This is a genomic window from Leucobacter sp. VD1 (genome assembly GCF_037150695.1).
In the GTDB taxonomy this organism is placed as follows: Bacteria; Actinomycetota; Actinomycetes; order Actinomycetales; family Microbacteriaceae; genus Leucobacter.
On sequence record NZ_JBBCPO010000003.1, the window covers coordinates 409752 to 433734 of the forward strand.

Genomic DNA, 23983 nt, shown 5'->3' on the forward strand with positions numbered 1-23983 from the left:
TCCCCAATGAAACGGAGATACGAAGTGAACGAGTACCGTGACCTGCGGGTCGCGCTGCTGGGCTGCGGCTCGGTCGGCGCACAGGTGGCCCGGCTCATCATCGAGCACGGCGATGAGCTCGCCGCGCGCGTCGGCGCGCGTCTCACGCTGGCCGGGATCGCGGTGCGCAGCCTCGATGCGAAGCGCGACGTCGAGCTGCCGGCTGAGCTGTTCACCACCGATGCCGAGCGCCTGGTGCAGGGCGCCGATATCGTGGTTGAGTTGATGGGCGGAATCGAGCCCGCCAAGACACTGATTCTGCAGGCGCTGCAGGGCGGCGCAGACGTGGTCACCGCGAACAAGGCGCTGATCGCCGCGCACGGCCCCGAGCTGTCCGATGCGGCCGAGCAGGTCGGTGCGCAGCTCTCCTACGAGGCCGCGGTGGCGGGTGCGATCCCCATCATCAGGCCGCTGCGCTGGAGCCTCGCGGGTGATCATGTCACTCGTGTCATGGGAATCGTAAACGGCTCCACCAACTACATCCTCGACCGCATGGACCGTTTCGGCGACAGCGCCGAGGATGCCATGCGGGTGGCGAGCGAGCTCGGCTTCCTCGAAGCCGATCCGACCCTCGACGTCGAGGGCTATGACGCCGCGCAGAAGGCCACCATTCTTGCGAGCATCGCGTTCCACACCGATGTGCCCGTCGACGCGGTCTACCGCGAGGGCATCACCTCGGTCACTGCCGAACAGATCGAGGCGGCCAAGCACGCCGGGTACGTCATCAAGCTGCTCGCAATCGCCGAGCGGATCACCGCGACTGATGGCACCGATGGTGTCTCGGCTCGTGTCTACCCCGCGCTCATCAGCCGTGAGCACCCGCTTGCTGCGGTGCACGAGGGCAAAAACGCCGTCTTCGTCGAGGCCGAGGCCGCCGGTGAGCTCATGTTCTACGGCGCGGGCGCGGGCGGCGTGGAGACTGCCTCTGCGGTGCTCGGTGATCTCGTCTCGGCTGCGCGGCGCCACGTTGCCGGTGGCCCCGGCATTCCGGGTACGCAGCACGCCGATCTCCCGATCCTGCCGGTGGGCGAGGTCAACACCGCCTACCAGGTGATGCTCGAGGTGCGCGACAAGCCGGGCGTGCTCGCGGCGATCGCGGGCATCCTTGCCGAGCACGGAGTGTCGGCTGCGAGCGTCGAGCAAACTGTCGAGCGCGGCACCGATGCGGAGGCCGCTCGGGCTGCTCTCGTGATCGGCACGCACACGGCACGCGAGGCTGATCTTGCGGCCACAGTCGAGGCGCTGCGCTCCTCGGACATGGTGATCGAGGTCACCAGCGTGCTGCGTCTGGAGGGCAAGGCGTGAGCGCGGCGACGGAGAACGGCGGCGCTGCAGGAATCGGCCGCGGTGTGCGAGTGCGCGTGCCGGCCACCAGTGCCAACCTTGGCCCTGGCTTCGACACCCTCGGCATTGCACTCGCCCACGGCGATGAGCTGACCGCTACGGTGCGCGAGGCTCCTGGCGCGACCGTGCAGGTGTCGGGCGTGGGGGAGGGCGAAGTGCCCACCGACGCCTCCAACCTCGTAGTGCGCTCGGCTGCGCACGTTTTCGAGCGTCTGGGGCGCCAGCTGCCCGGGCTCGACGTCACCGCCCAGAACCGCATCCCGCACGGTCGCGGCATGGGATCTTCGGGATCGGCGATTGTGGCGGGCGTCATGATAGCGGCGGGCCTGCTGCAGAGCGACCCCGTGGCTCCCGTCGAGCTGAGCGAAGAGCAGCTCCTCGGCTTCGCGACCGAACTGGAGGGCCACCCCGACAATGTGGCGCCGGCGCTCTTCGGCGGTCTCACGATCGCCTGGACCACGCCCGACGGCCCTCGTTTCAAGCGCCTCATGGTGCATCGCGGCGTCGCGCCCCTCGTGCTCGTGCCCAGCTTCACGATGTCGACTGAGCTCGCGCGCAGTCTGCAGCCGAAGCATGTGCCCCACGAAGATGCCGTCTTCAACGTGTCGCGCTCCGCACTGCTCATCGCGGCGCTCACGCAGAGCCCCGAGCTGCTGCTCGAAGCCACTGAAGACCGGCTGCATCAGAACTATCGCGGTGACGCCATGCCTGCCACCCGCGACCTGATCCGCGAGCTGCGCGAGGCTGGTCATCCGGCCGTGGTGTCGGGGGCGGGGCCCTCGATCCTCGTGCTCTCGAACGGCCCGGCCGATCGCCTTCGCGCCGTCGACTTCGTGACCGCCGAGCATGCGGATTGGCGGCCGCTCACCCTGGCCGTCGACACGAAGGGTGCTACAGTGGAGGCGATCCCCGCCTAGCACTCGTGCTGAGGGGCAGCGCAGTCGGCAGAGTATCGTCTGTGTCGGCTGCTCTCCCGCAACGGCTGGTGGATCGTTCCCTCACCGAGACGACAGGTCTGGTGATCCCCGAAGCACACGCTGTGCATCACCGCGGATGGGCTGCGCCGAATGCGCACGCCGGCTCCGAGGTGTTCCGAAAGGAAGAACGATGGAATCGAACGTCGAAGAGACGACCACTGCCCCCGCAAGCGAGGAGACCGCACCCGTGCGTCGCCGGGCGTCGCGCCGGGTGACCGCTGCGGCGGGTGCCACGAGCGAGGCCGCGACCGCGGTTTCTGCTCCTGCTGCTGAGGCTCCCGCGGCCCAGGTGTCGGCTGCTCCTGCCGCCGACGCCGCTGAGGCTCCGGCTGAGGCGCCGAAGAAGCGTGCGACTCGCAGCCGTAAGAAGGTTGCTGAGGAGGCGCCGGCGGAGGCTGCCGCTGAGGCACCCGCCGAGGCTGCCGCAGCCGATACCGCTGAGGCTCCGGCTGAGGCGCCGAAGAAGCGTGCGACTCGCAGCCGTAAGAAGGTTGCTGAGGAGGCGCCGGCGGAGGCCGCCGCCGAAACCCCCGCCGCCGCGAGCCCCGAGGCGTCAAGCCCCGCAGCCGACGCTGCTGAGGCAGCCCCCGCCAAGCGCGGTCGCTCGCGCCGTGCGCAGGCCTCCGAGGCGGCACCGCAGGCCGAGGCCGCGAACGATGCCACCGCAAACACCAGCGCCGATCAGGCCTCCGAAGGTGGCCAGGCGCAGGAGCGCAAGCCCGCGCAGAGCGGCACCGCGCAGGGCGATGCTCCGGCTGAAACCGCGAAGAACGACGCAGACAGCGACGCCGAGAAGGGTGGTCGCGGCCGCAACCGTCGCGGCCGCGGGCAGAAGAACGAGAACGGCGAGTCTGCCGAGACCGCTGAGCAGGGTGATGAGGCCAAGGGCCGCGGTCAGAACCAGAACGGTCAGAACCAGAACGGTCAGAACGGCCAGGGCAAGGGCGACTCCGCCTCGCGTTCGACCCGCACGCGGCAGCGCGACCGCAAGCGTCGCGGCCAGAACGATGATCTTGAGCCGGAGATCACCGAAGATGACGTGCTGCTTCCCGTAGCCGGCATTCTCGATGTGCTCGACAACTACGCCTTCGTGCGCACGAGCGGCTACCTGCCAGGCACGAGCGATGTCTACGTCTCGCTCGGTCAGGTCAAGAAGTACGGCCTCCGCCGCGGTGACGCCGTGGTGGGCGCCATCCGTCAGCCCCGCGAGGGCGATACCGGTGGTCGCCAGAAGTACAACGCGATCGTGAAGGTCGACACCGTCAACGGGCGCACCGCTGAGGAGAACGAGCAGCGCGTCGATATCGCCGATCTCACTCCGGTTTTCCCGCAGGAGCGTCTGCGTTTCGAGACCGCTCAGGAGCGTTTGCTCGGCCGCGCCATTGACATCGCGGCTCCTGTCGGCCTCGGCCAGCGCGGTCTGCTCGTGCTGCCCGCTTCGGCCCACGGCACTTCGGTGATCACCGAGCTTGCCCAGGCCGTCACCGCGAACCGGCCCGACGCGCACCTCATGGTCGTGCTTGCGAACGCGCAGCCCGAGGAGATCACGCACCTGCAGCGCACCGTTGCCGGTGAGGTCGTGGCGGCAAGCTTCGATCGTCCCGCAGAGGATCAGGCCACTGTCGCAGAGCTCGCCATCGATCGCGCGAAGCGCCTGGTCGAGCTCGGGCACGATGTGGTGGTGCTCGTCGATTCGCTGAACCGCTTTGCCCGCGCCTACGCACAGGCCCAGCACGTTTCGACCCGCCCCGCACTCGAGGCGATCGACGAGTTCGCGCTCGGCCAGATCAAGCGCCTGCTCGCGGCTGCCCGCAATGTTGAGAACGGTGGCTCGCTTACCGTGCTCGCAACGGTGCAGACGAAGACCGGGATCGCCGCTGACAAGATGCTGCTGCGCGAACTTCGCGCGATTGCGAACAGCGAGATCCGCTTCGAGCAGGGCGTGCCCGGCACCATTCCCGCCGTCGATATCGCTGCTTCGCTGACCCGCAACGCTGATGCGATGCTCGGCGCTGAGGAGGCTGCGGTGCTCGCAGGCATCCGCTCGAGTATCGCCGCCGACGATGACGCTGCCGAGCAGCTCGCCGAGCGGCTGCGTGCCACGGCGTCGAACGCCGCGCTGCTCGCTGAGCTGCAGCGAGGCCGCGCCTGATGTTCGAGCAGGTCGAGGGCCTGCTTGCCGAGCACGCTCGGCTGCAGGATGAGCTCGCTGATCCCGCGCTGCACGCCGATGCTGCGCGCGCGAAGAAGGTGAACCGCCGGTACGCGGAACTCAGCAAGATCAAGGCTGCCCATGAGCAGTGGCAGCAGCTCGGCGACGACCTCGAGGCCGCGCGCGAGCTGGCCAAGGAGGATGACGCCTTCGCCGAGGAGATCCCGGCTCTTGAGCAGGGGCTTGCCGAGGCGCAGGAGAAGGTGCGCCGACTGCTGATTCCCCGCGATCCCGATGATGCCCGCGATGTGATCCTCGAGATCAAGGGCGGTGAGGGTGGCGCAGAGTCTGCGCTGTTCGGTGCTGATCTGCTGCGCATGTACATGCACTACGCGGAGTCGAAGGGGTGGAAGACCGAGATCCTCGAGAAAGACGAGAGTGACCTCGGCGGCTACAAGAACGTGCAGCTGGCGATCAAGTCGAACGCGAGCGATCCGTCGCAGGGCGTGTGGGCGCACCTCAAGTACGAGGGTGGTGTGCACCGCGTGCAGCGTGTGCCCGTCACCGAGTCGCAGGGGCGCATTCACACCTCGACGACAGGGGTGCTCGTGTATCCCGAGGTCGATGAGCCCGAAGAGGTCGAGATCAATCAGAACGATATCAAGATCGATGTCTATCGCTCCTCGGGCCCCGGCGGCCAGTCGGTGAATACGACCGACTCCGCGGTGCGCATCACCCACCTGCCCACGGGCATCGTGGTGGCGATGCAGAACGAGAAGTCGCAGCTGCAGAACCGCGAGGCGGCCATGCGCGTACTGCGTGCTCGCTTGCTCGCGAAGCAGCAGGAGGAAGCAGCGGCTGAGGCCAGCGCGCATCGTTCGAGCCAGATCCGCACGATGGATCGTTCTGAGCGCATCCGCACGTACAACTTCCCCGAGAACCGCATCGCGGATCACCGCACGGGGTACAAGGCGTACAACCTGGATCACGTCATGAATGGCGCGCTCGAGCCCGTCATTCTCTCCTGCATCCGCATGGATGAGGAAGATCGCTTGCAGGCGCTCGGGCAGTAGCCCGCAGCCGAGACGGCGTCGATGGCCTTTCCTGCGGGAGAGGCGGTCGGCGCCGTTCGTCGTTGCTGGCGCATACGAACCGAGGTGCGTCAACCGAACCTTTTCGACGGATTTCGAACCAGGTTGATGCATTTGCTTCGAAATGAGTGAATTTGCCCCGAAATTGCGCAGAAAAACGTTGTTCTCTGGGCTGTGGGAGCGTTACGCTGATGCCATGACCACAGCAACGATCCCCACTCCCATCACCGGGCCGCTCGTCACGCTGCGCGCCCCGCAGGCAGCCGACGCAGACGCCCTCCTCGCCATCCTCACCGAGCCCGAGGTGGCCGTCTGGTGGGTCGGCTACACGGCTGAGCGCGTGCAGCGCGAGATCCTCGATCACCCCGAGTACGTGCGCGTCATCGAGGTGGAGGGGCAGTGCGTCGGCGCGATGTTCGTGCTGCGCGGCAGCGACGCCGAGTACCCCACCACGGTGATCCACATCTTCCTGAGCACCGCCTTCCGTGGCCGCCGTATCGGCGAAGAGGCGCTCGCGCTCGCGATTCGCAAGGAGTTCGCAGAGGGCATCTCCCGGATCACGCTCGACCCCAACATCAACAACGACGGCGCGATCCGCAGCTACGAGCGGCTCGGCTTCCGCCGTATCGGTGTGCTGCGCGATTACCAGGTGCGCCCGGGCGGCCACCTCGAAGACGCGCTCTTCATGGATCTCACTCGCAGCGACTTCCCCGACGGCCCGCCGCTGCCTCCCCGCGACTGACCACGCCACGGCGTCGCCGACCCTGGGGGAGGAGTACAGTTGAGCCTATGCGTACGGCTCGGCCACTCCTCCCCTGGGTGGTGTGGAGCGTAGCCGCAGTCGCCTACGCGGTCGCCATTATCAACCGCTCCTCACTCGCGGCGCTCGGCCCCGCCACGCAGGAGCACTTCGGAATCGACGCGACTACGCTCTCGATGTTCGCGATGATCCAGCTCGTGGTCTATGCGGGCCTGCAGATTCCGGTCGGCACGCTGCTCGACAGGTTCGGCTCGGCGACGATGATCTTCTCTGGCGGCCTGCTGATGGTGGCCGGGCAGATCATCATGGCCACAGTCGCCGACGTGCGGCTCGCGATTCTCGCGCGAGTGCTCGTGGGTGCCGGCGACGCTTGCACCTTTATCAGCGTGATGCGGTTGCTTCCCGAATGGTTCGCAGTGCGCCAGCTTCCCACGGTCAGCCAGGTCACCGGGCTGATCGGGCAGGCCGGACAGCTCGTCTCGGTCACTCCGCTGGCTCTGCTTGTGGGCGCGGCAGGCTGGGCGACGGGTTTCTTGGGTGTCGCCGCTGTTGGCGTGCTCATCACGCTGCTCGGCGCGGTCGTGCTGCGGGATCGCCCCGGCACCGGCACGCTGCTCGAACGGGTGACGGGGCGGCCAGGGGCCCTCAGCCGCAACGCGCGTTCGCTGGCAACGCCCCCGCCCACCGGTGTGGTCGAGATGGCCCCGCCTGCTACGGGGCTCATCCCGGTGGGGAAGCCGCCGCGCATCCGCGCCCTCGGATTCTGGGGGCGGATCCGCAGGCTGTTGCGCATCCCGGGTGTACGGCTCGCGTACTGGGTGCATTTCACCACCCCCTTCGCGCTGAACTCCTTCGTGCTGCTCTGGGGCACACCCTTCTTGGTGGGTGGTATCGGCCTTTCGCCGGCTGCGGCGAGCGGCCTGCTCAGTCTCACTGTGGTGTCGTCGATGGTTGTCGGGCTCGTGCTCGGCCCGATCAGCTCCCGCTTCATCGAGCGCCGCGTCTGGATCAGTGTCGGCATCGCCGTGGCGATCGCGGCGTGCTGGATCACGGTGATCGCGTGGCCTGGCACACCACCGATCGCGGTGCTGATCGTGTTGCTGGTCGTCATGCCCTTCGGCGGCCCCGGGTCGATGATCTCCTTCGAAGTGTCGCGCTCGCATACGCCGCGCAGCTTCTCTGGCTTCGGCACCGGGCTCGTCAACACGGCGGGCTTCACCGCCTCGCTGCTCGTGATCGTGCTCATCGGCTTCGTGCTCGACCTGCAGGGTGCCGGCTCCCCTGAGAGCTATTCGCTCGGGGCCTTCAAAGTGGCGTTCGCAGTGCAGATCCCGTTCTGGGTGCTCGGCATCACGATGATACTCGTCGAGCAACGCCGCACCCGCCGCTGGATGGACGAGCATGGCAGGCGCCTGCGCTGAACAGTGCCTGATCTAAGCAGGTCTCAGATCACGTAGAAGTCGGCGAGGTCTGGGGTTTCAGCGAGTGGTGCACCTCGCCGGGGCCGGCCCGCAGCGGGGATGCCGGTGAGGGTGGTCCACGGCGGTGCGGAGTGCACCACCACGGCGTTCGCCCCTACGGCGCTGTCGTGGCCCAGCTCGATGTCGCCGAGCACTTTTGCGCCGGCACCGATGATCACCCTGTCTCCGATGGTGGGGTGCCGTTTGCCGCGGCTGTGGCCGGTGCCGCCGAGTGTGACACCGTGGTAGATGAGCACGTCGTCTCCCACCACGGCGGTCTCGCCAATGACGACGCCCATGCCGTGATCGATGAAGAGGCGGCGACCGATCGTGGCTCCGGGATGGATTTCGATGCCCGTGAAGAAGCGCACGAACTGTGAGATCGCGCGCGGGAGGAATCGCATGCCCCGGTGCCACATGGTGTGGGAGATGTGGTGCCACCAGACGGCGTGCAGACCCGAGTAGATGAGAAACACTGAGAGGCTGCCGCGCGCTGCCGGGTCGATGGCTTTTGCTGCGTTGATGTCCTCGCTGATGCGGCTGAAGATGCTCACGGTGTCCCTTCTGCGCTGGGTCTCGGGAAATGCAACACCGGGCCCGCGCGGAGGATTCCCGCGCGGGCCCGGTGGTCGGTGATTAGACGTTGAGGTCTTCGTACAGCACTGTCGAGAAGTAGCGCTCGCCGAAGTCGGGCACGATCACGACGATCTTCTTGCCGGCGTTCTCGGGGCGCTGTGCGAGCTGCGCGGCGGCCCAGACGGCGGCTCCGCCGGAAATACCTGCGAGGATGCCTTCGTCGGTGCCGAGGGCGCGGGCTTTCGCGATCGCGTCCGGCAGGGCAACGTCGATGACCTCGTCGTAGACCTCCCTGTTGAGGATGGGGGGCACGAAGTTGGCGCCGAGGCCCTGGATCTTGTGGGGGCCTGCGGTGCCCTCGGTGAGCAGCGGCGAGTCGATCGGCTCGACGGCGACCACGGAGATGTTGGGGTTCTGCTCTTTGAGGTAGCCGCCCGCGCCCGTGATGGTGCCGCCGGTGCCGATGCCGGCAACGAAGATGTCGACCTGGCCGTCGGTGTCGTTCCAGATTTCGGGGCCTGTAGTGGCCCTGTGGATCGCGGGGTTGGCGGGGTTTGCGAACTGCTGGGCGAGCACGGCACCGGGGGTGTTTGCGGCGATCTCCTCAGCCTTGGCGACGGCGCCCTTCATGCCGAGCGGGCCTTCGGTCAGTACGATTTCGGCGCCGTAGGCGGCGAGCAGCTTGCGGCGCTCGATGCTCATCGTCTCGGGCATGGTGAGGATCACGCGGTAGCCGCGTGCGGCTCCGACGAAGGCGAGGGCGATGCCGGTGTTGCCGCTGGTGCCCTCGACGATCGTGCCGCCGGGCTGCAGTGCTCCTGAGGCTTCCGCGGCATCGACAATGGCAATGCCGATGCGATCCTTGACGCTGCCAGCGGGGTTGTAGAACTCGAGCTTCGCGTAAACCTCGGCTTGGCCCTCGGCGACGCGGTTGAGTCTCACGAGGGGGGTGTTGCCGAAGGCCTGGGTGATGTTGTCGTAGCTGCGTGACATGGGTGTGATCTCCTCCAGAGGGGTCGAGCGGCGAAGCCACCCCAAACTATAGCGTGTCGTTATCTGAGAATGTGGTATCCGTTATGCATGCGACGCCCTGTTACGCCGTGTCGAGCGGTGCTGTTGCCCGCACGGGTGATTGAGGCCGCGGGTAAGGTGGGGGAGTGAACGAAGCGATGCGCGATGCGCGAGACGTCAGGGCCGTGCTACAGGGGCTGCGCGAACGGTTCGAGGCTGCTGAGATCGCGGATCCGTCAGCAGATGCCGAACTCCTCGTCGGGCACGTGCTCGGCGCCTCGCGGGGCCGCGTGCAGGCGCTCGACGTGATGGGGGCAGAGCTTTCGCCGGAGCAATACGAGACGCTGCAGGCGCTCGCTGCGGAGCGGGCGCGCCGGGTGCCGCTGCAGCACTTGACGGGGCGCGCCCCCTTCCGTCGTCTCGAGCTCTCGGTGGGCCCGGGCGTGTTCGTGCCGCGACCAGAGACCGAGACCGTGGCGCAGTTCGGCATCGACGAACTGCGCGGCCTGCCAGACGCCGAGCCGCTCGCGGTCGATCTGTGCACGGGCAGTGGCGCGATCGCCCTGGCGACCGCGCACGAGGTGCCTGCGGCGCGGGTCTGGGCCGTCGAGAAAAGCGCTGAGGCGCACGCGTGGGCCGAGCGCAATGTGCGGGAGTGGGGTGCTGGCCGGGTCACGCTGGTGCGCGGCGATGTGGCAGAGCTCGATCGAGAGGGTCTTGCGGCCGATGCTGGCCCCGGTGCATACGATGCCGGATCCGCATCCTTCCTCATTCCGGCCTTCGAGCCGCTGTGGGGGCGTGTGGCGGTGCTCATGTCGAACCCGCCGTATGTGCCGCGCGATATGGTGCCGCGCGACCCCGAGGTGCGCGACCACGATCCCGCTCTGGCTCTCTACAGCGGTGTCGACGGCCTCGATCTGATCCGTGTCATCAGCAGGATCGGCCTGCGGCTCGTGCGGCCGGGCGGCCTGCTCGTGCTTGAGCACGCCGAGATGCAGGGCGCCGCGATCCGCACCCTTCTCACCGCGGATGGTTGGAACGGTGCTGAGACGCACCCTGATCTCACCGGCCGCGACCGCGCCACGCTGGCGAGGCGCTGACCTACCCGGTCCGGCACCGCGCACGCCCAGCCGACCGCAGCACTGCGAGAGTAAGATGGGCGGTTATGGCCGAGGTCTTCGATTGCTCTGACAGTTCCCAGCTGCTCACCGGAACGCGCACCGCGCGCCGCGCGATCGGCAGCGGGCAGCTTGTCGTGCTGCCCACCGACACCGTGTACGGCGTCGCCGCAGATGCGTTCTCGCCGGAGGCCGTGCAGCGGCTGCTCGATGCGAAGGGCCGGGGGCGGCAGTCCCCGCCGCCCGTGCTGATTCCCAACACAGCTACGCTCGCAGCCCTTGCCGCCGAGGTGACCGAGCCGTTGACTGCGCTCGCTGAGGCCTTCTGGCCGGGGCCGCTCACCATCATCACCCGAGCAAACCCATCGCTGAGCTGGGATCTCGGTGACACTGGCGGCACCGTTGCGCTGCGTATTCCGAACCAGCCGCTCGCCCTCGAACTGCTGCAGGAGACGGGCCCGCTCGCGGTCTCTTCTGCCAACCTCACCGGGCAGCCGGCCGCTCAGAGCGCTGCGGCCGCGCACGAGATGCTCGGCGACTCGGTCGAGGTGTACCTGGAAGCGGGGCAGGCCGCTGGCGGCGGTGTCGCTTCGACGATCATCGACGCGACGCGGCTGACTGCCGAGGGCGGCGAACTGCGGATTCTGCGCGAGGGCGGTGTGAGCCGCCAGGCGCTCGCCGAGGTGCTGCCGCAGGCCGTCTTCGCGGACTGACCGAGGGCCGAAAACTGATGGTGCCCTACCTGGTGGTTGCGGCGGTCGCGGTGCTCGTGACCGCTGTGGCATCATACGCGGTGCTGCAGCTCAGCCGACGCTACCGGCTCGCACCCGAGGTGCGCGATCGCGATGTGCACCGCACCCCCACGCCGCGACTGGGCGGCATCGCCATGTTCGTGGGCCTGCTCGCCGCCTTCGCCGTCGCCGGTGCGCAGCCAGAGTTCGCGCCGCTGTTCACGCGCGGGCCCGAGATGTGGGCGCTGCTGGGGGCGTGCGCGATGATCGCCGCGGTCGGGATTCTTGACGATCTGCTCGACCTCGACTGGATGGTGAAGCTCGCGGCGCAGCTGGCCGCTGCCGGCCTGCTCGCCTGGAACGGTGTGCAGATCGTTTCGCTGCCCTTCGGGAACACGCTCATTGTCGGATCGCCGGCAGTGAACTTTGTGATCACGGTCTTCCTCATCACCCTGGTGATGAACGCCGTCAACTTCGTCGACGGCCTCGACGGGCTGGTGGCGGGGGTCGCCATCATCGCGAACTCGCTCTTCTTCATCTACACCCGCCTGCTGAACGAGCAGATCGGTCGCGTCGACTCGGTGGTGTTCGCGAGTTTCATCGGCATTGTCGTTGTGGGGATCTGTGTGGGATTCCTGCCGTTCAACTGGCATCGCGCGCGCATGTTCATGGGCGACACCGGCGCGTTGCTGGTGGGGTTGCTGATGGCGACCTCGACGGTGTCAGTGACGGGTCAGCTCAACCCTGCCGCGCTCGACCAGAAACTGGTGCTCGCGAGCTACATTCCAATCATTCTGCCGATCGCGGTGCTCGCGCTGCCGCTCGCCGACTTTTCGCTCGCTGTGGTGCGACGCTTGAGGGCCGGCAAGAGTCCATTCTCGGCGGATCGCCAGCACTTGCACCACCGTCTGCTCGATATGGGGCATTCGCCGCTGCAGGCAGTCTTCATCTTCTACCTGGGCACGGCAGTGCTGTCGGTCGCGGTGCTGCTGGTCTTCACGCAGCAGAGCTGGGTGCTGCCGGTGGTGGTGCTGGTGGTCGGGGGAGCGGCCTGCGCGCTGCTGCTGTTCTTCCCCGTGGTGCGAGTGCGCGCACGCTTCGCCCAGCGGGGATTGATACCGTTGACGAGGCGGGGATCACCCGTCGAGGCTCCGGGCGCCGAAGGCGCGGCCGCGAGCGAATCGAATGAGAGGATCCCCGAGTGAGCGACGCAACCCAGCCCGAGTCGCAGGAGACGCCCGAGCAGGGACCCCGGCCGATGCCGGCCTCGCAGCCCGTCCTGCTGCGCGCCCTGCGCTGGGGCATCGCAGCTACTGCGGTCCTGATGGTCGTCTTCGCGGGCATCGGATGGCTGGTGTCGGGCGGTGAGGGCGTGGTGGGTGGCCTCATCGGCACCGCGATGGGCGGCTTCTTCCTGCTGCTCACTGTGGGCAGTATCGCGTTTGCGAATCGCTTTGTCGAAAGCCCCTCGTACATCGGCATCTTCTTCGGCATCGTGCTCGGTTGCTGGCTGCTGAAATTCATCGCCTTCATCGTTTCCGTGCTGCTGCTGCGCGGCCAGCCGTGGCTCGACACGCAGATCCTGTTCTTCGGTCTCATGGCGAGCGTGCTTGTTTCACTCGCGCTCGATGTGGTCGTGGTGACGCGATCGCGGATCCCGATCATCTCCGACCCGGCGTGATCTGCGGGCGCTGCGAGGCGCCCGGTTTCATCTGAGGCAAAAACCTTGCTAGGATTGAAGGGTTCCCAGCCGGGACGCGCTACGCGCATGCCTGTGAGCACTGGGGGCACGACCATCGTTCGCCGTTGTGCAGTGCTGATCTGCACCCCGAATCAGGAGAATGGCGCTGTTCGCTAACGCTGTGCAACTCGTGGCCCCTGTCATCTATACCTCGGAGGAGGGTGGATTCCACCCGCCGTCGATTGAGGAATTCTTCCCCGACGCGATCTTCTTCGAAGGAACCATCTTCCAGATGGACCGCATCATGATCATCCGCGTGATCATGGCTGTGCTCGTGCTCGTGCTGTTCTGGCTCGGCACCCGCAAGATGCGTGTCATCCCCACCCGCGGTCAGTCGCTCACCGAGATGGCGCTCGACTTCGTGCGCGTCAACATCGCGGAAGATCTGCTCGGCAAGATCGACGGTCGTCGCTTCCTGCCGATCCTGAGCGCAATGTTCTTCATGATCCTGGCGTTCAACGTCACGGGCATCGTCCCGGGCCTCAACGTTGCGGGCACCGCCGTCATCGGCACCCCGCTCGTGCTCGCCGTTGTCTCGTACATCACCTTCATCTACGCAGGCATTAAGAAGAGCCCGAAGAACTTCTTCAAGAACTCGCTCTTCCCGGCAGGCGTGCCCAAGCCGATCTACGTCATCGTCACGCCCATCGAGTTCATCTCGACCTTCGTGATCCGCCCCGTCACGCTCACCCTTCGTCTGCTGATGAACATGATGGTCGGCCACATGCTGCTCGTGCTCTTCTTCGCAGCGACAAACTTCTTCATCCTGTACGCCGGCGGGTTCTTCCCCGTGCTCGGTGTCGTCACCTTCGGCTTCGGCTTCGCATTCACGCTCTTCGAGATTCTCGTCGCCGTGCTGCAGGCCTACGTCTTCACGCTTCTCACTGCTGTCTACATCCAGCTCGCGCTGGCTGAAGAGCACTAAACCAACCCGGGTTCGGCAACCGCCGCACTCAACACACGGAAGGAAACACATACTGTGTCTGTTCTCGCTCAAGTTTCGGGTAGCATCGCCACCGTCGGTTACGGTCTCGCCGCCATCGGCCCCGCCATTGGTGTGGGCATTGTCGTCGGCAAGACGATCGAGGGCGTTGCTCGCCAGCCCGAGCTCGCCGGCCGCCTGCAGGTGCTGATGTGGATCGGTATCGCGTTCACCGAGGCCCTCGCCTTCGTGGGCATCGGCACCGCCTACATGTTCGGCTACTAAGAAACGTTCCCCTTTACTAACGTTTCGTAACCTGACATGAGAGGAGGCAGCGATGATCAACACAATCGTTGTTGCTGCTGAGACCGCGGACAAGAACCCGCTGCTCCCCGCGACCTACGACATCGTATGGTCGGGAGTCATCTTCGTCATCCTGCTCATCGCATTCTGGAAGGTCTTCCTGCCCAAGATGCAGGCGATGCTCGACGCTCGCGCCGAGGCCATCGAGGGCAACATCGCCAAGGCCGATGAGGCTCAGGCGAAGGCGGAGGCGGCGCTGCAGGAGTACACCGCGCAGCTCGCAAGCGCTCGCGAAGAGGCCGGCGTGATCCGCGAGGACGCCCGCGCCGATGGCGACAAGATCCGCGCCAAGGCCCGCGAAGAGGCCGTTGCCGAGCAAGCCCGCATCGCGCAGGCCGCCCAGGCGCAGATCGAGGCGGAGCGTCAGAGCGCTGTGGTCTCGCTGCGCAAGGACGTCGGCTCGCTGGCCCTCGGTCTCGCTTCCAGCGTGGTCGGCGAAACCCTCGCCGACGACCAGAAGGCGTCGGCGCTCGTCGACCGCTTCCTCGCTGATCTCGAAGCATCCGAGAAGGCGGCGAACTGATGGGAAGCGCGTCACGCGAAGCACTGGCCCAGGCGCGCACCGCGCTGCGGGCGGGACTCGACCCGGCCACCGGCGGCGCACTGCTGCAGGCGACGGCTCGGATTGCCGAGAGCCCCGCGCTCGCCTCGGCACTCGGCGACGCCTCGGCGAGCGCTGAGGCCAAGGGGCAACTCGTCGCACGGCTCTTCGGCGGGCTCACCGCTGACGCGCGCTCCGTGCTCACCGCAGCCGTCCAGGCGCGCTGGTCGAACGTCGAGGAGTTCGTCGCGGGTGTCGAGGAGCTCGGCCTGCGCGCCGAGGGTCTCGCCAACGCGGCGCTCTCCGACGAGCTGCTCGCGGTCGCTGATCTGATCGATCGCAACCACGAGCTCCAGCTCAGCCTCGGCAGCAAGCTCGCCGATCCCGCCGGCAAGGTGCGGCTCGTGCAGCGACTGCTCGAGGGCAAGGCCTCGGCCTCAACGGTCGCGGTCGTGAGCCACCTCGTCGCGAACCCGCGCGGTCGCAGGCTCGACGCCTCGCTCCGCAGCGCCGCTCGCATCGCCGCCGACCAGAACGGCAGCGATCTCGCGACAGTCACCGTCGCGACACCGCTCTCGGCGGCTCAGCAGGAGCGGCTTGCCCGCGCCCTTGAGCAGTCGGTCGGTCGTTCCGTGAAGATCACGACGGTGATCGACCCCGAGCTCATTGGCGGCGTGCGCATCCAGATCGCAGACGACGTGATCGACGGCAGCGTTCGCGCCCGCCTTGATGACCTCCGACAGCAGCTCGCTGCATAGGGCACAACTTTTCACCCCGGGGGCGGCGCTTCCGGATCAGACAGAGGAAACGAAATGGCAGAACTCTCAATCAGCCCGGACGAGATCCGCGACGCGCTGAATGACTTCGCAGCGTCGTACGAGCCGGCCCAGGCGGAGAAGACCGAGGTCGGCACCGTGGTCGACGCCGCTGACGGCATCGCCCACGTCGAGGGCCTCCCCGGCGTGATGGCAAACGAGCTGGTGCGCTTCGCAGACGGCACCCTCGGCCTCGCACAGAACCTCGAGGAGAACGAGATCGGTGTCGTCGTGCTCGGCGAGTTCACCGGCATCGAGGAGGGCCAGCAGGTCACCCGCACCGGCGAGGTGCTCTCGGTTCCCGTGGGCGAGGGCTACCTCGGCCGCGTGGTCGACCCCCTCGGCAACCCGATCGACGGCCTCGGTGAGATCACCGGCGTCGAGGGCCGTCGCGCCCTCGAGCTGCAGGCCCCCGGCGTCATGCAGCGCAAGTCGGTGCACGAGCCGCTGCAGACCGGCATCAAGGCGATCGACGCGATGATCCCCGTTGGCCGCGGCCAGCGCCAGCTCATCATCGGTGACCGCCAGACCGGCAAGACCGCAATCGCGATCGACACCATCATCAACCAGAAGGCCAACTGGGAGTCGGGCGACACCACCAAGCAGGTGCGCTGCATCTACGTTGCCATCGGCCAGAAGGGCTCGACCATCGCTTCGGTGAAGGGCGCGCTCGAGGACGCCGGCGCGATGGAGTACACCACCATCGTCGCCTCCCCGGCATCCGACCCCGCTGGCTTCAAGTACCTGGCGCCCTACACCGGTTCGGCAATCGGCCAGCACTGGATGTACGACGGCAAGCACGTCCTCATCATCTTTGATGATCTGTCGAAGCAGGCTGAGGCCTACCGCGCCGTGTCGCTGCTCCTCCGTCGCCCGCCGGGGCGCGAGGCCTACCCGGGCGACGTCTTCTACCTGCACTCCCGCCTGCTCGAGCGCTGCGCAAAGCTCTCGGACGAGCTGGGTGCCGGCTCGATGACCGGTCTTCCGATCATCGAGACCAAGGCGAACGACGTTTCGGCTTACATCCCGACCAATGTGATCTCGATCACCGACGGCCAGATCTTCCTGCAGTCCGACCTCTTCAACGCGAACCAGCGTCCGGCGGTCGACGTGGGTATCTCGGTGTCGCGAGTCGGCGGTGACGCACAGGTGAAGTCGATCAAGAAGGTCTCCGGTACCCTCAAGCTCGAGCTCGCCCAGTACCGTGCCCTCGAGGCCTTCGCGATGTTCGCCTCGGATCTCGACGCGGCCAGCCGCAAGCAGCTCGAGCGCGGCGCCCGCCTCACCGAGCTGCTCAAGCAGCCGCAGTACACGCCGTACCCCGTCGAAGAGCAGACCGTTTCGATCTGGGCCGGCACCAAGGGCTTCCTCGATGATGTCCCGGTTGAGGACATCCTGCGCTTCGAGCGCGAGTTCCTCGACTACCTCGGCCGCAACTCCGAGGCGCTGAACACGCTCCGCTCGACCAACGTGCTCGACGACGACACCGTCGCCGACATCACCGCGCAGATCGAGAAGTTCAAGAGCGAGTTCCGCACCTCGTCCGGCAAGAGCCTGAGCGAGCAGTTCGGTGCGCTCGACGAGGCAGAGATCAAGCAGGAGCAGCTGGTCGTCAAGAAGTAGTGACGGACCCCGGTGGGGGCGTCAGCCCCCACCGATCCCGAACCACCTCGACCAGCCAGCCCCGACCAGTACAGGAGAGACATGGGAGCGCAACTTCGGGTCTACCGGCAGAAGATTCGTTCTGCCCAGACGACCAAGAAGATCACCCGTGCGATGGAGCTGATCGCAGCCTCTCGCATCCAGAAGGCGAAGGCACGCGTCGAAGCGTCGACGCCGTATGCCACCGCGATCACCCGTGCGGTGTCCGCGGTCGCCACGCACTCGAACACCGCACACCCGCTGCTCGTCGAGGCCGACAAGGTCGAGCGGGCGGCAGTGGTGATCTTCACCTCCGACCGCGGTCTCGCGGGCGCCTTCAACTCGCAGGTGCTGCGGGAGGCGGAGCAGCTCACCGAGCTGCTGCACGAAGAGGGCAAGGAAGTTGTGTACTACCTGATCGGCCGCAAGGCCCAGGGGTACTTCTCCTTCCGTCGCCGTGCTTCGGAGCGTGTGTGGACCGGTGACACCGAAACCCCCGCCTTCGAAACGGCGAAGGAGGTTGCGGAGTCCCTGCTTGAGGTCTTCGCCCGCCCCGCCGCCGAGGGCGGAGCGCAGGAGATCCACCTCGTCTACAACCGCCTCATCAGCATGGTGAGTCAGGTTCCCGAGGTGCACCGCCTGCTCCCGCTGCAGGTTGTCGAGGGCGTCGCCGAGGCGACAGAAGCCCCCGAGGCGCTGTACGAGTTCGAGCCCGACGCTGACACGGTGCTCGACAAGCTGCTGCCGGCCTACATCGAGTCGCGCATCTTCAACGCCATGCTGGAATCGGCTGCGGCGAAGCACGCTGCGACGCAGAAGGCGATGAAGTCGGCGAGCGACAACGCCGACACGCTGATCCGCGATTACACGCGCCTCGCGAACAACGCCCGCCAGGCCGAGATTACCCAGCAGATTTCCGAGATCGTAGGCGGCGCCGACGCGCTGTCGAGCTAAGAAGCACGAAGAGAGAGAAACATGACCGAAACCGCCGCAGTGGCGACTGAGGCCGCAACGAAGGTTGTCGGGCGGATCGCTCGAGTGACCGGCCCCGTCGTCGATATCGAGTTCCCGCACGACGCGATCCCCGGCGTCTACAACGCTCTCGAGACCATCGTCAACATGGGCGAGGGCGCTGAGCCCTTCAAGCTCGTGCTCGAGGTTGCGCAGCACCTCGGCGACAACCTCGTCCGCGCCATCGCACTGAAGCCGACTGACGGCCTTGTGCGCGGCCAGGAGGTCGTCGACACCGGTGACTCGATCACCGTTCCCGTTGGTGATGTCACCAAGGGCAAGGTGTTCGACGTTACGGGCAACGTGCTCAACCTCCCCGAGGGCGAGACCATCGAGGTCAACGAGCGCTGGAGCATCCACCGCACGCCCCCGGCCTTCGATCAGCTCGAGTCGAAGACGCAGCTCTTCGAAACCGGCATCAAGTCGATCGACCTCCTCACCCCGTACGTGCAGGGCGGCAAGATCGGCCTGTTCGGTGGTGCTGGTGTCGGCAAGACCGTCCTCATCCAGGAGATGATCCAGCGCGTGGCCCAGGACCACGGCGGCGTCTCGGTGTTCGCCGGTGTCGGCGAGCGCACCCGTGAGGGCAACGACCTCATCCACGAGATGGACGAGGCCGGCGTCTTCGACAAGACCGCTCTGGTGTTCGGCCAGATGGACGAGCCCCCGGGGACGCGTCTGCGCGTTGCCCTCTCCGCGCTGACCATGGCGGAGTACTTCCGCGATGTGCAGAAGCAGGACGTGCTGCTCTTCATCGACAACATCTTCCGCTTCACGCAGGCCGGTTCCGAGGTGTCGACGCTGCTCGGCCGTATGCCCTCCGCTGTGGGCTACCAGCCGAACCTCGCCGACGAGATGGGCATCCTCCAGGAGCGCATCACCTCGACCCGTGGCCACTCGATCACCTCGCTGCAGGCCATCTACGTGCCCGCCGACGACTACACCGATCCGGCCCCGGCGACCACCTTCGCCCACCTCGATGCGACCACCGAGCTCTCGCGTGAGATCGCCTCGAAGGGTCTCTACCCCGCCATCGATCCGCTCACCTCGAGCTCGCGCATCATGGATCCCCGCTACTTGGGCGAGGACCACTACCGCGTCGCCACGACGGTGAAGCAGATCCTCCAGAAGAACAAGGAGCTCCAGGAGATCATCGCGATCCTTGGTGTCGACGAGCTCTCCGAAGAGGACAAGATCACCGTGGCACGCGCGCGCCGCATCCAGCAGTTCCTCTCGCAGAACACCTACATGGCGAAGAAGTTCACCGGTGTTGAGGGCTCCACGGTTCCCCTCGCGGAGACCATCGAGTCGTTCGACGCGATCTGCAAGGGCGAGTTCGATCACGTCGCAGAGCAGGCCTTCTTCAACGTGGGCGGCATCTCCGACGTCGAGGAGAACTGGGCCAAGATGCAGAAGGATCTGGCCTAAGTCATGGCGCTCAACGTGAGTGTCGTCTCGGCCGATCACGAGGTCTGGACGGGTGAGGCTGCTCAGGTCGTCGCGAAGACGGTCGAGGGCGAGATCGGCATCCTCAGCGGCCACCAGCCGCTGCTCGCCCTGCTCGCGCAGGGTGAGGTGCGCGTGACCACTGCCGGTGGTGAGAAGATCGCGGTTGACGCCGAGGGTGGTTTCCTCTCGGTCGATCACGACACGGTGACCATCGTCGCCAGTCGCGCGAGCGTCGCCGCCTAACACTCGGTCGCTGCACCCCTGACCTCGGGGCCCGGAACACCAATCGGTGATCCGGGCCCCGAGGCGTTTCCGGGGGAGGAGTCGCTAGGCTGGAAGCACCATGAAGATCCTGCTGCCCCCCTCTGAAACGAAACGAAGCGGCGGTGAAGGATTCCTGCGCCCCGCCGAGCTGCGCGCGCACGAGCAACTGCACCATGCCCGCGGCAGGGTGCGCGCCGCGCTTGAAGAGTTGAGCCGCGGCGACGAAGACATCGCCGCGAAGGCACTGAAGCTCGGGGTGAAGAACCGTGATGAACTGCAGCACAATCTGCGACTCGATGAAAGCGGCGTGCTGCCCGCCATGGAACGCTACACGGGCGTGCTCTACGACGCTCTCGACGTGCCGTCGCTGAACGCCGCAGAGCGCGCGTGGCTCGCTGAGCATGTGCTCGTGCAGTCGGCGCTGCTCGGCCTCGTCGGCGCGGGGGACCGAATCCCCGCCTACAGGCTTTCCGCAGGATCCCGCCTGCCAGGCCTCGGTGTCCCGCTCAAACGCGTCTGGAGCGAAGCGCACGCCAACATTGAGTGGGCCGGGGCTGGTCTCGTGCTTGATCTGCGCTCGAAAGACTACGCGGCCCTGGCGCCGTTGCCCAACGATGTGGGGTACGCCCTCCATGTTGTGCAGCGCGGCGACGACGGCGCAGTGCGCGCCCTCAACCACTTCAACAAGGCGGCGAAAGGCGACCTCGTGCGGCGCCTCGCCCGATCCGCCGCCCGTCTCGACACCCCGGAGCAGTTGCTGGACTGGGCGCAAGCCACCGGCCTCGAGCTCAGTCTCGATGAGTCGTCGCGCGTGATCACCCTGGTCACCGAGCCCGGGGCGCCCGCGGCGCGGTCGTCGGCACACAGCACGGCACGGTAGAATACTCTGGTGTCTCAGAGGTGGAAGCAGTGACCGCGCGCGGTGAAAACGCGTCGCGTCGACGTCTGCGCTACCGCAAAGACAGCGAGCTCGAGATCGAACTCTCGTGGTTTGCCCTGAGCGACGTCGGAAATCGACGTGAAACCAACCAGGACAGCTACGTCGCCATGCCCCCGATCTTCGCCGTCGCCGACGGCATGGGGGGCCACTCGGCCGGCGAGATCGCCTCCGCCGCAGTGGTGCGTCGACTCGCCGAACTCGGCGGCACCGAGAACGCCACCGAGCGCGACATCGACGAACTGCTCGGCGATGCTGTCGAAGACATCGAACTCGATGCCGGGGAGACCGAGCTCGGGGCCGGCACCACTGTCACCGGTGTTTGCCTCAGCACCGAAGACGAACCCACCTGGCGGGTCTTCAACATCGGCGATTCCCGTGTTTACCAATACTTCAAAGGTGCCCTCAGCCAAATTACCGTCGATCACTCCGTCGTGCAGCACCTCATCGACACCGGTGCGATCAGCGAAGAAGAAGCCGAGGTGCACCCGCATGCGAACGTGATCACGCGCGCTGTCGGTTTCAACGAGGCCCCGATCCCCGACTACACCTCGCTCGCCCTCATCCCGGGCCAGCGCCTGCTGATCTGCTCCGACGGGCTCACGAAAGAGCTCACGGACATCGGCATCCAGCATTACCTGGCCTCGCAGCCCACCGCAGAAGACGCCGCTCGCACGCTCGTGCACCAGGCGCTCGACAACGCGGGCCGCGACAACGTCACCGTGATCGTGATCGACGTGCACGCCGTCGGCGATGTTGTCGATACCGGCAGCTTCGAGGCCTCGGGCCTCGAAATCACAGGCTGAGGCGGATCGCCCCGCACGCTGTTCCTGCGCGCCGCCCGCGCGAGCCTGCTTGCCCCTGCACCCGCTTGCCCTTGCACCCGCGCATAGCTACGCCCTCGAAAGGCGCATTTCGCATCTGAGGGCGGGCGGATTCATGCGAAACCCGCCTCTCGGCGGGGCGGCCGGGGTGATGGGTGTGGCGGGTGAGGAGGGTGTGGCGGGCGCGGCGGGTGTGGCGGGCGTCAGTGCGGGGAGGAGAGAGCATGCGAAACCCCGCCGCCTCAGGGGAGGCGGCGGGGTGAGGTGGCACGGGTTGGATCCGCCTACGCTGCCGCGAAGGCGGCGTCTAGCACATCGATGACGTCGGCGATGAGTTCGTCGCTCATCTTGAGCGAGGGCAGGAAACGGATGGCCTGATTGTGCACGCCGGTGCTCAACAGCACCACGCCCTGCGAGGCCGCGAAGTCGACGACGTGTGACACGAGCTTCGGGTCGGCCTCGAGTGTGCCGGGCTTCACGATCTCGATCGCGAGCATCGCGCCGCGGCCGCGCACCTCGGCGATGCTGTCGTACTTCTCGGCGAGGCGTCGCAGGCCTGCGGTGAAGGTGGCCTCGATCCGCTTCGCTTCTACGAGCAGGTTTTCGCGTTCGATCTGCTCGAAGACCGCGACGGCGGCAGCGCAGGAGACGGGGTTACCGCCGAAGGTGCCGCCGAGGCCGCCCGGCTGCGACTGGTCCATAATCTCGGCGCGGCCAGTGATGCCGGCGAGGGGGAGGCCGCCGGCGATGCCCTTCGCCGAGAGCACGATGTCGGGCTCGACGCCGAACTGTTCGATCGAGAAGACGGTGCCGGTGCGCGCCATACCCGCCTGCACCTCGTCGGCGATGAACACGATGCCGTTCGCGCGGCACCATTCGGCGAGCGCCGGCAGGTAGCCGTCGGCGGGCACGATGAAGCCGCCCTCGCCCTGGATGGGCTCGACGACGAGGCAAGCGAGATCTTCGGCGCCGGCCACCTTTTCGAGGTGGGCGATGGTGCGGGCCGCGGCCTCGGCACCGCTCAGGCCGTCGTGCAGCGGGTAGGAATTGGGAGCCTTGTAGATGTCGCCGGCGCGGGGGCCGTAGCCGAGGGCGTAGGGAGCGGCCTTGTGATTCATGCTGCTGGTGAGCATGGTGCGGCCGTGGTAGGCGTGTTCGAGCACGGCGACGCCGGGGCGGCCGGTGTACTTGCGGGCGATTTTGACGCCGTTCTCAACGGCTTCGGCACCGGAGTTCATGAGCAGGGTCTTGTAGGGGTGCTCGGCCGTCGAGCCAGGAACGTGCTTGGCGAGGTGCTCGGCCACCTGCACGTACGGCTCGTAGGGAGTCATTGTGAACAGGGTGTGAGTGACCTTGTTGAGCTGCGCGGTGGCCGCTGCGACGACGGCGCTGTCGGTGTGGCCCACGGTGGTCACGCCGATGCCGCCGCAGACGTCGACGAGGTGGTTGCCGTCGACGTCGACGAGGATGGAGTCATGCGAGCGCTCGATGTAGACGGGCAGCACGCTGTGCACTCCGGGCGGCACGACCGCGCGGCGACGCTCGTGGATTTCTCGTGAGCGGGGCCCGGGAATCTCGGTGACAACGAGACGCTGCTGGGGAATTGACGATTCGGTGACTGGCGCTGCTTCGCTCATGCTCTCGATCTTACTCTCGGGTGGCTGGGACGATTGCGGCGGCACAGCACCGGAGCGCCAGCGCTAGGCTGGCCGCGTGGGCGACGTGCATGAGTACCGCGTGGGGATCGAGTGGACCGGCAACCGGGGGACCGGCACGAGTGGGTACCGCGACTACGGCAGGCAGCTGCTGATCCGTGCAGCGGGCAAGGCCGCGCTCGAGGGTTCGGCCGATCGCACCTTCCACGGCGACGCTGACCGTTGGAATCCCGAGGAGCTGCTGGTCACCGCGCTCGCGCAGTGCCACATGCTCTCGTACCTGCACATGGCCGTGCGCGCGGGCGTCGTAGTGACGGAGTATACCGACGAGGCGGTGGGCACGATGCGGCAGGAGGGGTTGGGTGGCGCGTTCACGGAGGTGGTGCTCCGGCCAAGGGTTGCTGTCGCCGAAGTTTCGATGGTGGAGGCGGCGCTCGCGGCGCACGCTGCGGCACGGGACGCGTGCTTCATCGCGAACTCGGTGAACTTCCCGGTGCGGCACGAGCCGGAGATCGTGGTCGCAGGCTCGGCGTAACACGGACGAGCGTGTCGGTGGTTCCC

General features: G+C 66.9%; 24 protein-coding genes. 21 read left to right on the forward strand and 3 right to left on the reverse strand.

The features are described 5' to 3' along the window. The first annotated feature begins 24 nt into the window (after positions 1-24). The 6 genes from WFL22_RS10875 (at position 25) to WFL22_RS10900 (ending at position 7784) form a co-directional block, all read left to right on the forward strand. On the forward strand, positions 25-1344 hold the full coding sequence (locus tag WFL22_RS10875; protein WP_336651870.1) for a homoserine dehydrogenase: 1320 nt from the start codon (positions 25-27) through the stop codon (positions 1342-1344). Beyond that, a complete protein-coding gene (gene thrB, locus WFL22_RS10880) occupies positions 1341-2300 on the forward strand; it encodes a homoserine kinase (RefSeq protein ID WP_336651869.1) in 960 nt (319 codons plus the stop codon). The genes WFL22_RS10875 and thrB overlap by 4 nt, the downstream gene beginning before the upstream one ends. A 190-nt stretch (positions 2301-2490) precedes the next feature. After that, entirely contained in the window at positions 2491-4512 is a 2022-nt protein-coding gene (gene rho / locus WFL22_RS10885) for a transcription termination factor Rho (RefSeq protein ID WP_336992791.1), read from the forward strand. After that, positions 4512-5585, forward strand: coding sequence for a peptide chain release factor 1 (gene prfA / locus WFL22_RS10890; protein ID WP_336992792.1), 1074 nt, complete (start codon positions 4512-4514; stop codon positions 5583-5585). Before rho ends, prfA begins: the two co-directional genes overlap by 1 nt. Positions 5586-5799: 214 nt before the next feature. Then, a complete protein-coding gene (locus WFL22_RS10895; RefSeq protein ID WP_336651866.1) occupies positions 5800-6345 on the forward strand; it encodes a GNAT family N-acetyltransferase in 546 nt (181 codons plus the stop codon). A 47-nt stretch (positions 6346-6392) separates the two neighbouring features. Further along, positions 6393-7784, forward strand: coding sequence for an MFS transporter (locus tag WFL22_RS10900; protein WP_336992793.1), 1392 nt, complete (start codon positions 6393-6395; stop codon positions 7782-7784). A 23-nt stretch (positions 7785-7807) separates the two neighbouring features. On the opposite strand, the gene cysE is transcribed toward WFL22_RS10900, so the two are convergent. Further along, positions 7808-8377 carry a serine O-acetyltransferase gene (cysE, locus tag WFL22_RS10905; RefSeq protein WP_336651864.1) on the reverse strand — a complete coding sequence of 190 codons (570 nt, stop codon included), beginning with the start codon at positions 8375-8377 and terminating at the stop codon, positions 7808-7810. An 82-nt stretch (positions 8378-8459) separates the two neighbouring features. Continuing rightward, positions 8460-9392, reverse strand: coding sequence for a cysteine synthase A (cysK, locus tag WFL22_RS10910; RefSeq protein ID WP_336651863.1), 933 nt, complete (start codon positions 9390-9392; stop codon positions 8460-8462). Positions 9393-9568: 176 nt separating this feature from the next. On the opposite strand from cysK, the gene prmC reads away from it, so the two are divergent. The 14 genes from prmC to WFL22_RS10980 all read left to right on the forward strand — a co-directional run bounded on the left by prmC (position 9569) and on the right by WFL22_RS10980 (position 21749). After that, complete coding sequence (gene prmC / locus WFL22_RS10915) at positions 9569-10510, forward strand: peptide chain release factor N(5)-glutamine methyltransferase (protein ID WP_336993002.1); 942 nt, start codon at positions 9569-9571, stop codon at positions 10508-10510. A 65-nt stretch (positions 10511-10575) separates the two neighbouring features. Next, entirely contained in the window at positions 10576-11241 is a 666-nt protein-coding gene (locus tag WFL22_RS10920) for an L-threonylcarbamoyladenylate synthase (RefSeq protein ID WP_336992794.1), read from the forward strand. A gap of 17 nt (positions 11242-11258) precedes the next feature. Beyond that, positions 11259-12464 (forward strand): MraY family glycosyltransferase, encoded by a 1206-nt coding sequence (locus tag WFL22_RS10925; RefSeq protein WP_336992795.1) that lies wholly within the window; start codon positions 11259-11261, stop codon positions 12462-12464. Continuing rightward, the gene (locus WFL22_RS10930) at positions 12461-12940 is read left to right on the forward strand and encodes a 3-oxoacyl-ACP reductase (protein WP_336992796.1); all 480 of its coding nucleotides are present in this window, start codon (positions 12461-12463) and stop codon (positions 12938-12940) included. Before WFL22_RS10925 ends, WFL22_RS10930 begins: the two co-directional genes overlap by 4 nt. 160 nt (positions 12941-13100) lie before the next feature. Further along, positions 13101-13925, forward strand: a complete 825-nt coding sequence (gene atpB / locus WFL22_RS10935; protein ID WP_336992797.1) for a F0F1 ATP synthase subunit A — start codon at positions 13101-13103, stop codon at positions 13923-13925. A gap of 54 nt (positions 13926-13979) precedes the next feature. Next, complete coding sequence (gene atpE, locus WFL22_RS10940) at positions 13980-14207, forward strand: ATP synthase F0 subunit C (protein ID WP_017883370.1); 228 nt, start codon at positions 13980-13982, stop codon at positions 14205-14207. 52 nt (positions 14208-14259) lie between these two features. Beyond that, positions 14260-14808, forward strand: coding sequence for a F0F1 ATP synthase subunit B (locus WFL22_RS10945; protein ID WP_336651858.1), 549 nt, complete (start codon positions 14260-14262; stop codon positions 14806-14808). Then, the gene (locus WFL22_RS10950; RefSeq protein WP_336992799.1) at positions 14808-15584 is read left to right on the forward strand and encodes a F0F1 ATP synthase subunit delta; all 777 of its coding nucleotides are present in this window, start codon (positions 14808-14810) and stop codon (positions 15582-15584) included. Before WFL22_RS10945 ends, WFL22_RS10950 begins: the two co-directional genes overlap by 1 nt. A 54-nt stretch (positions 15585-15638) precedes the next feature. Next, a complete protein-coding gene (gene atpA, locus WFL22_RS10955; protein ID WP_336651856.1) occupies positions 15639-17264 on the forward strand; it encodes a F0F1 ATP synthase subunit alpha in 1626 nt (541 codons plus the stop codon). 81 nt (positions 17265-17345) lie between these two features. Further along, on the forward strand, positions 17346-18236 hold the full coding sequence (locus WFL22_RS10960; protein ID WP_336651855.1) for a F0F1 ATP synthase subunit gamma: 891 nt from the start codon (positions 17346-17348) through the stop codon (positions 18234-18236). A gap of 21 nt (positions 18237-18257) precedes the next feature. Then, the gene (gene atpD, locus WFL22_RS10965) at positions 18258-19721 is read left to right on the forward strand and encodes a F0F1 ATP synthase subunit beta (RefSeq protein ID WP_336651854.1); all 1464 of its coding nucleotides are present in this window, start codon (positions 18258-18260) and stop codon (positions 19719-19721) included. Between the two features lie 3 nt (positions 19722-19724). Further along, a complete protein-coding gene (locus tag WFL22_RS10970) occupies positions 19725-19985 on the forward strand; it encodes a F0F1 ATP synthase subunit epsilon (RefSeq protein ID WP_336651853.1) in 261 nt (86 codons plus the stop codon). A gap of 100 nt (positions 19986-20085) precedes the next feature. Then, positions 20086-20886, forward strand: a complete 801-nt coding sequence (locus WFL22_RS10975) for a YaaA family protein (RefSeq protein ID WP_336992802.1) — start codon at positions 20086-20088, stop codon at positions 20884-20886. A 29-nt stretch (positions 20887-20915) separates the two neighbouring features. Further along, a complete protein-coding gene (locus WFL22_RS10980; protein ID WP_336651851.1) occupies positions 20916-21749 on the forward strand; it encodes a PP2C family protein-serine/threonine phosphatase in 834 nt (277 codons plus the stop codon). Between the two features lie 302 nt (positions 21750-22051). Here WFL22_RS10980 and WFL22_RS10985 read toward each other — a convergent pair whose 3' ends face one another. Then, positions 22052-23404 carry an aminotransferase class III-fold pyridoxal phosphate-dependent enzyme gene (locus WFL22_RS10985; protein ID WP_336992804.1) on the reverse strand — a complete coding sequence of 451 codons (1353 nt, stop codon included), beginning with the start codon at positions 23402-23404 and terminating at the stop codon, positions 22052-22054. 76 nt (positions 23405-23480) lie between these two features. Here WFL22_RS10985 and WFL22_RS10990 point away from each other — a divergent pair, with 76 nt between their 5' ends. Continuing rightward, positions 23481-23957: an OsmC family protein gene (locus WFL22_RS10990; protein ID WP_336992806.1), complete on the forward strand. Its 477-nt coding sequence runs from the start codon at positions 23481-23483 to the stop codon at positions 23955-23957. Positions 23958-23983 lie beyond the last annotated feature (26 nt).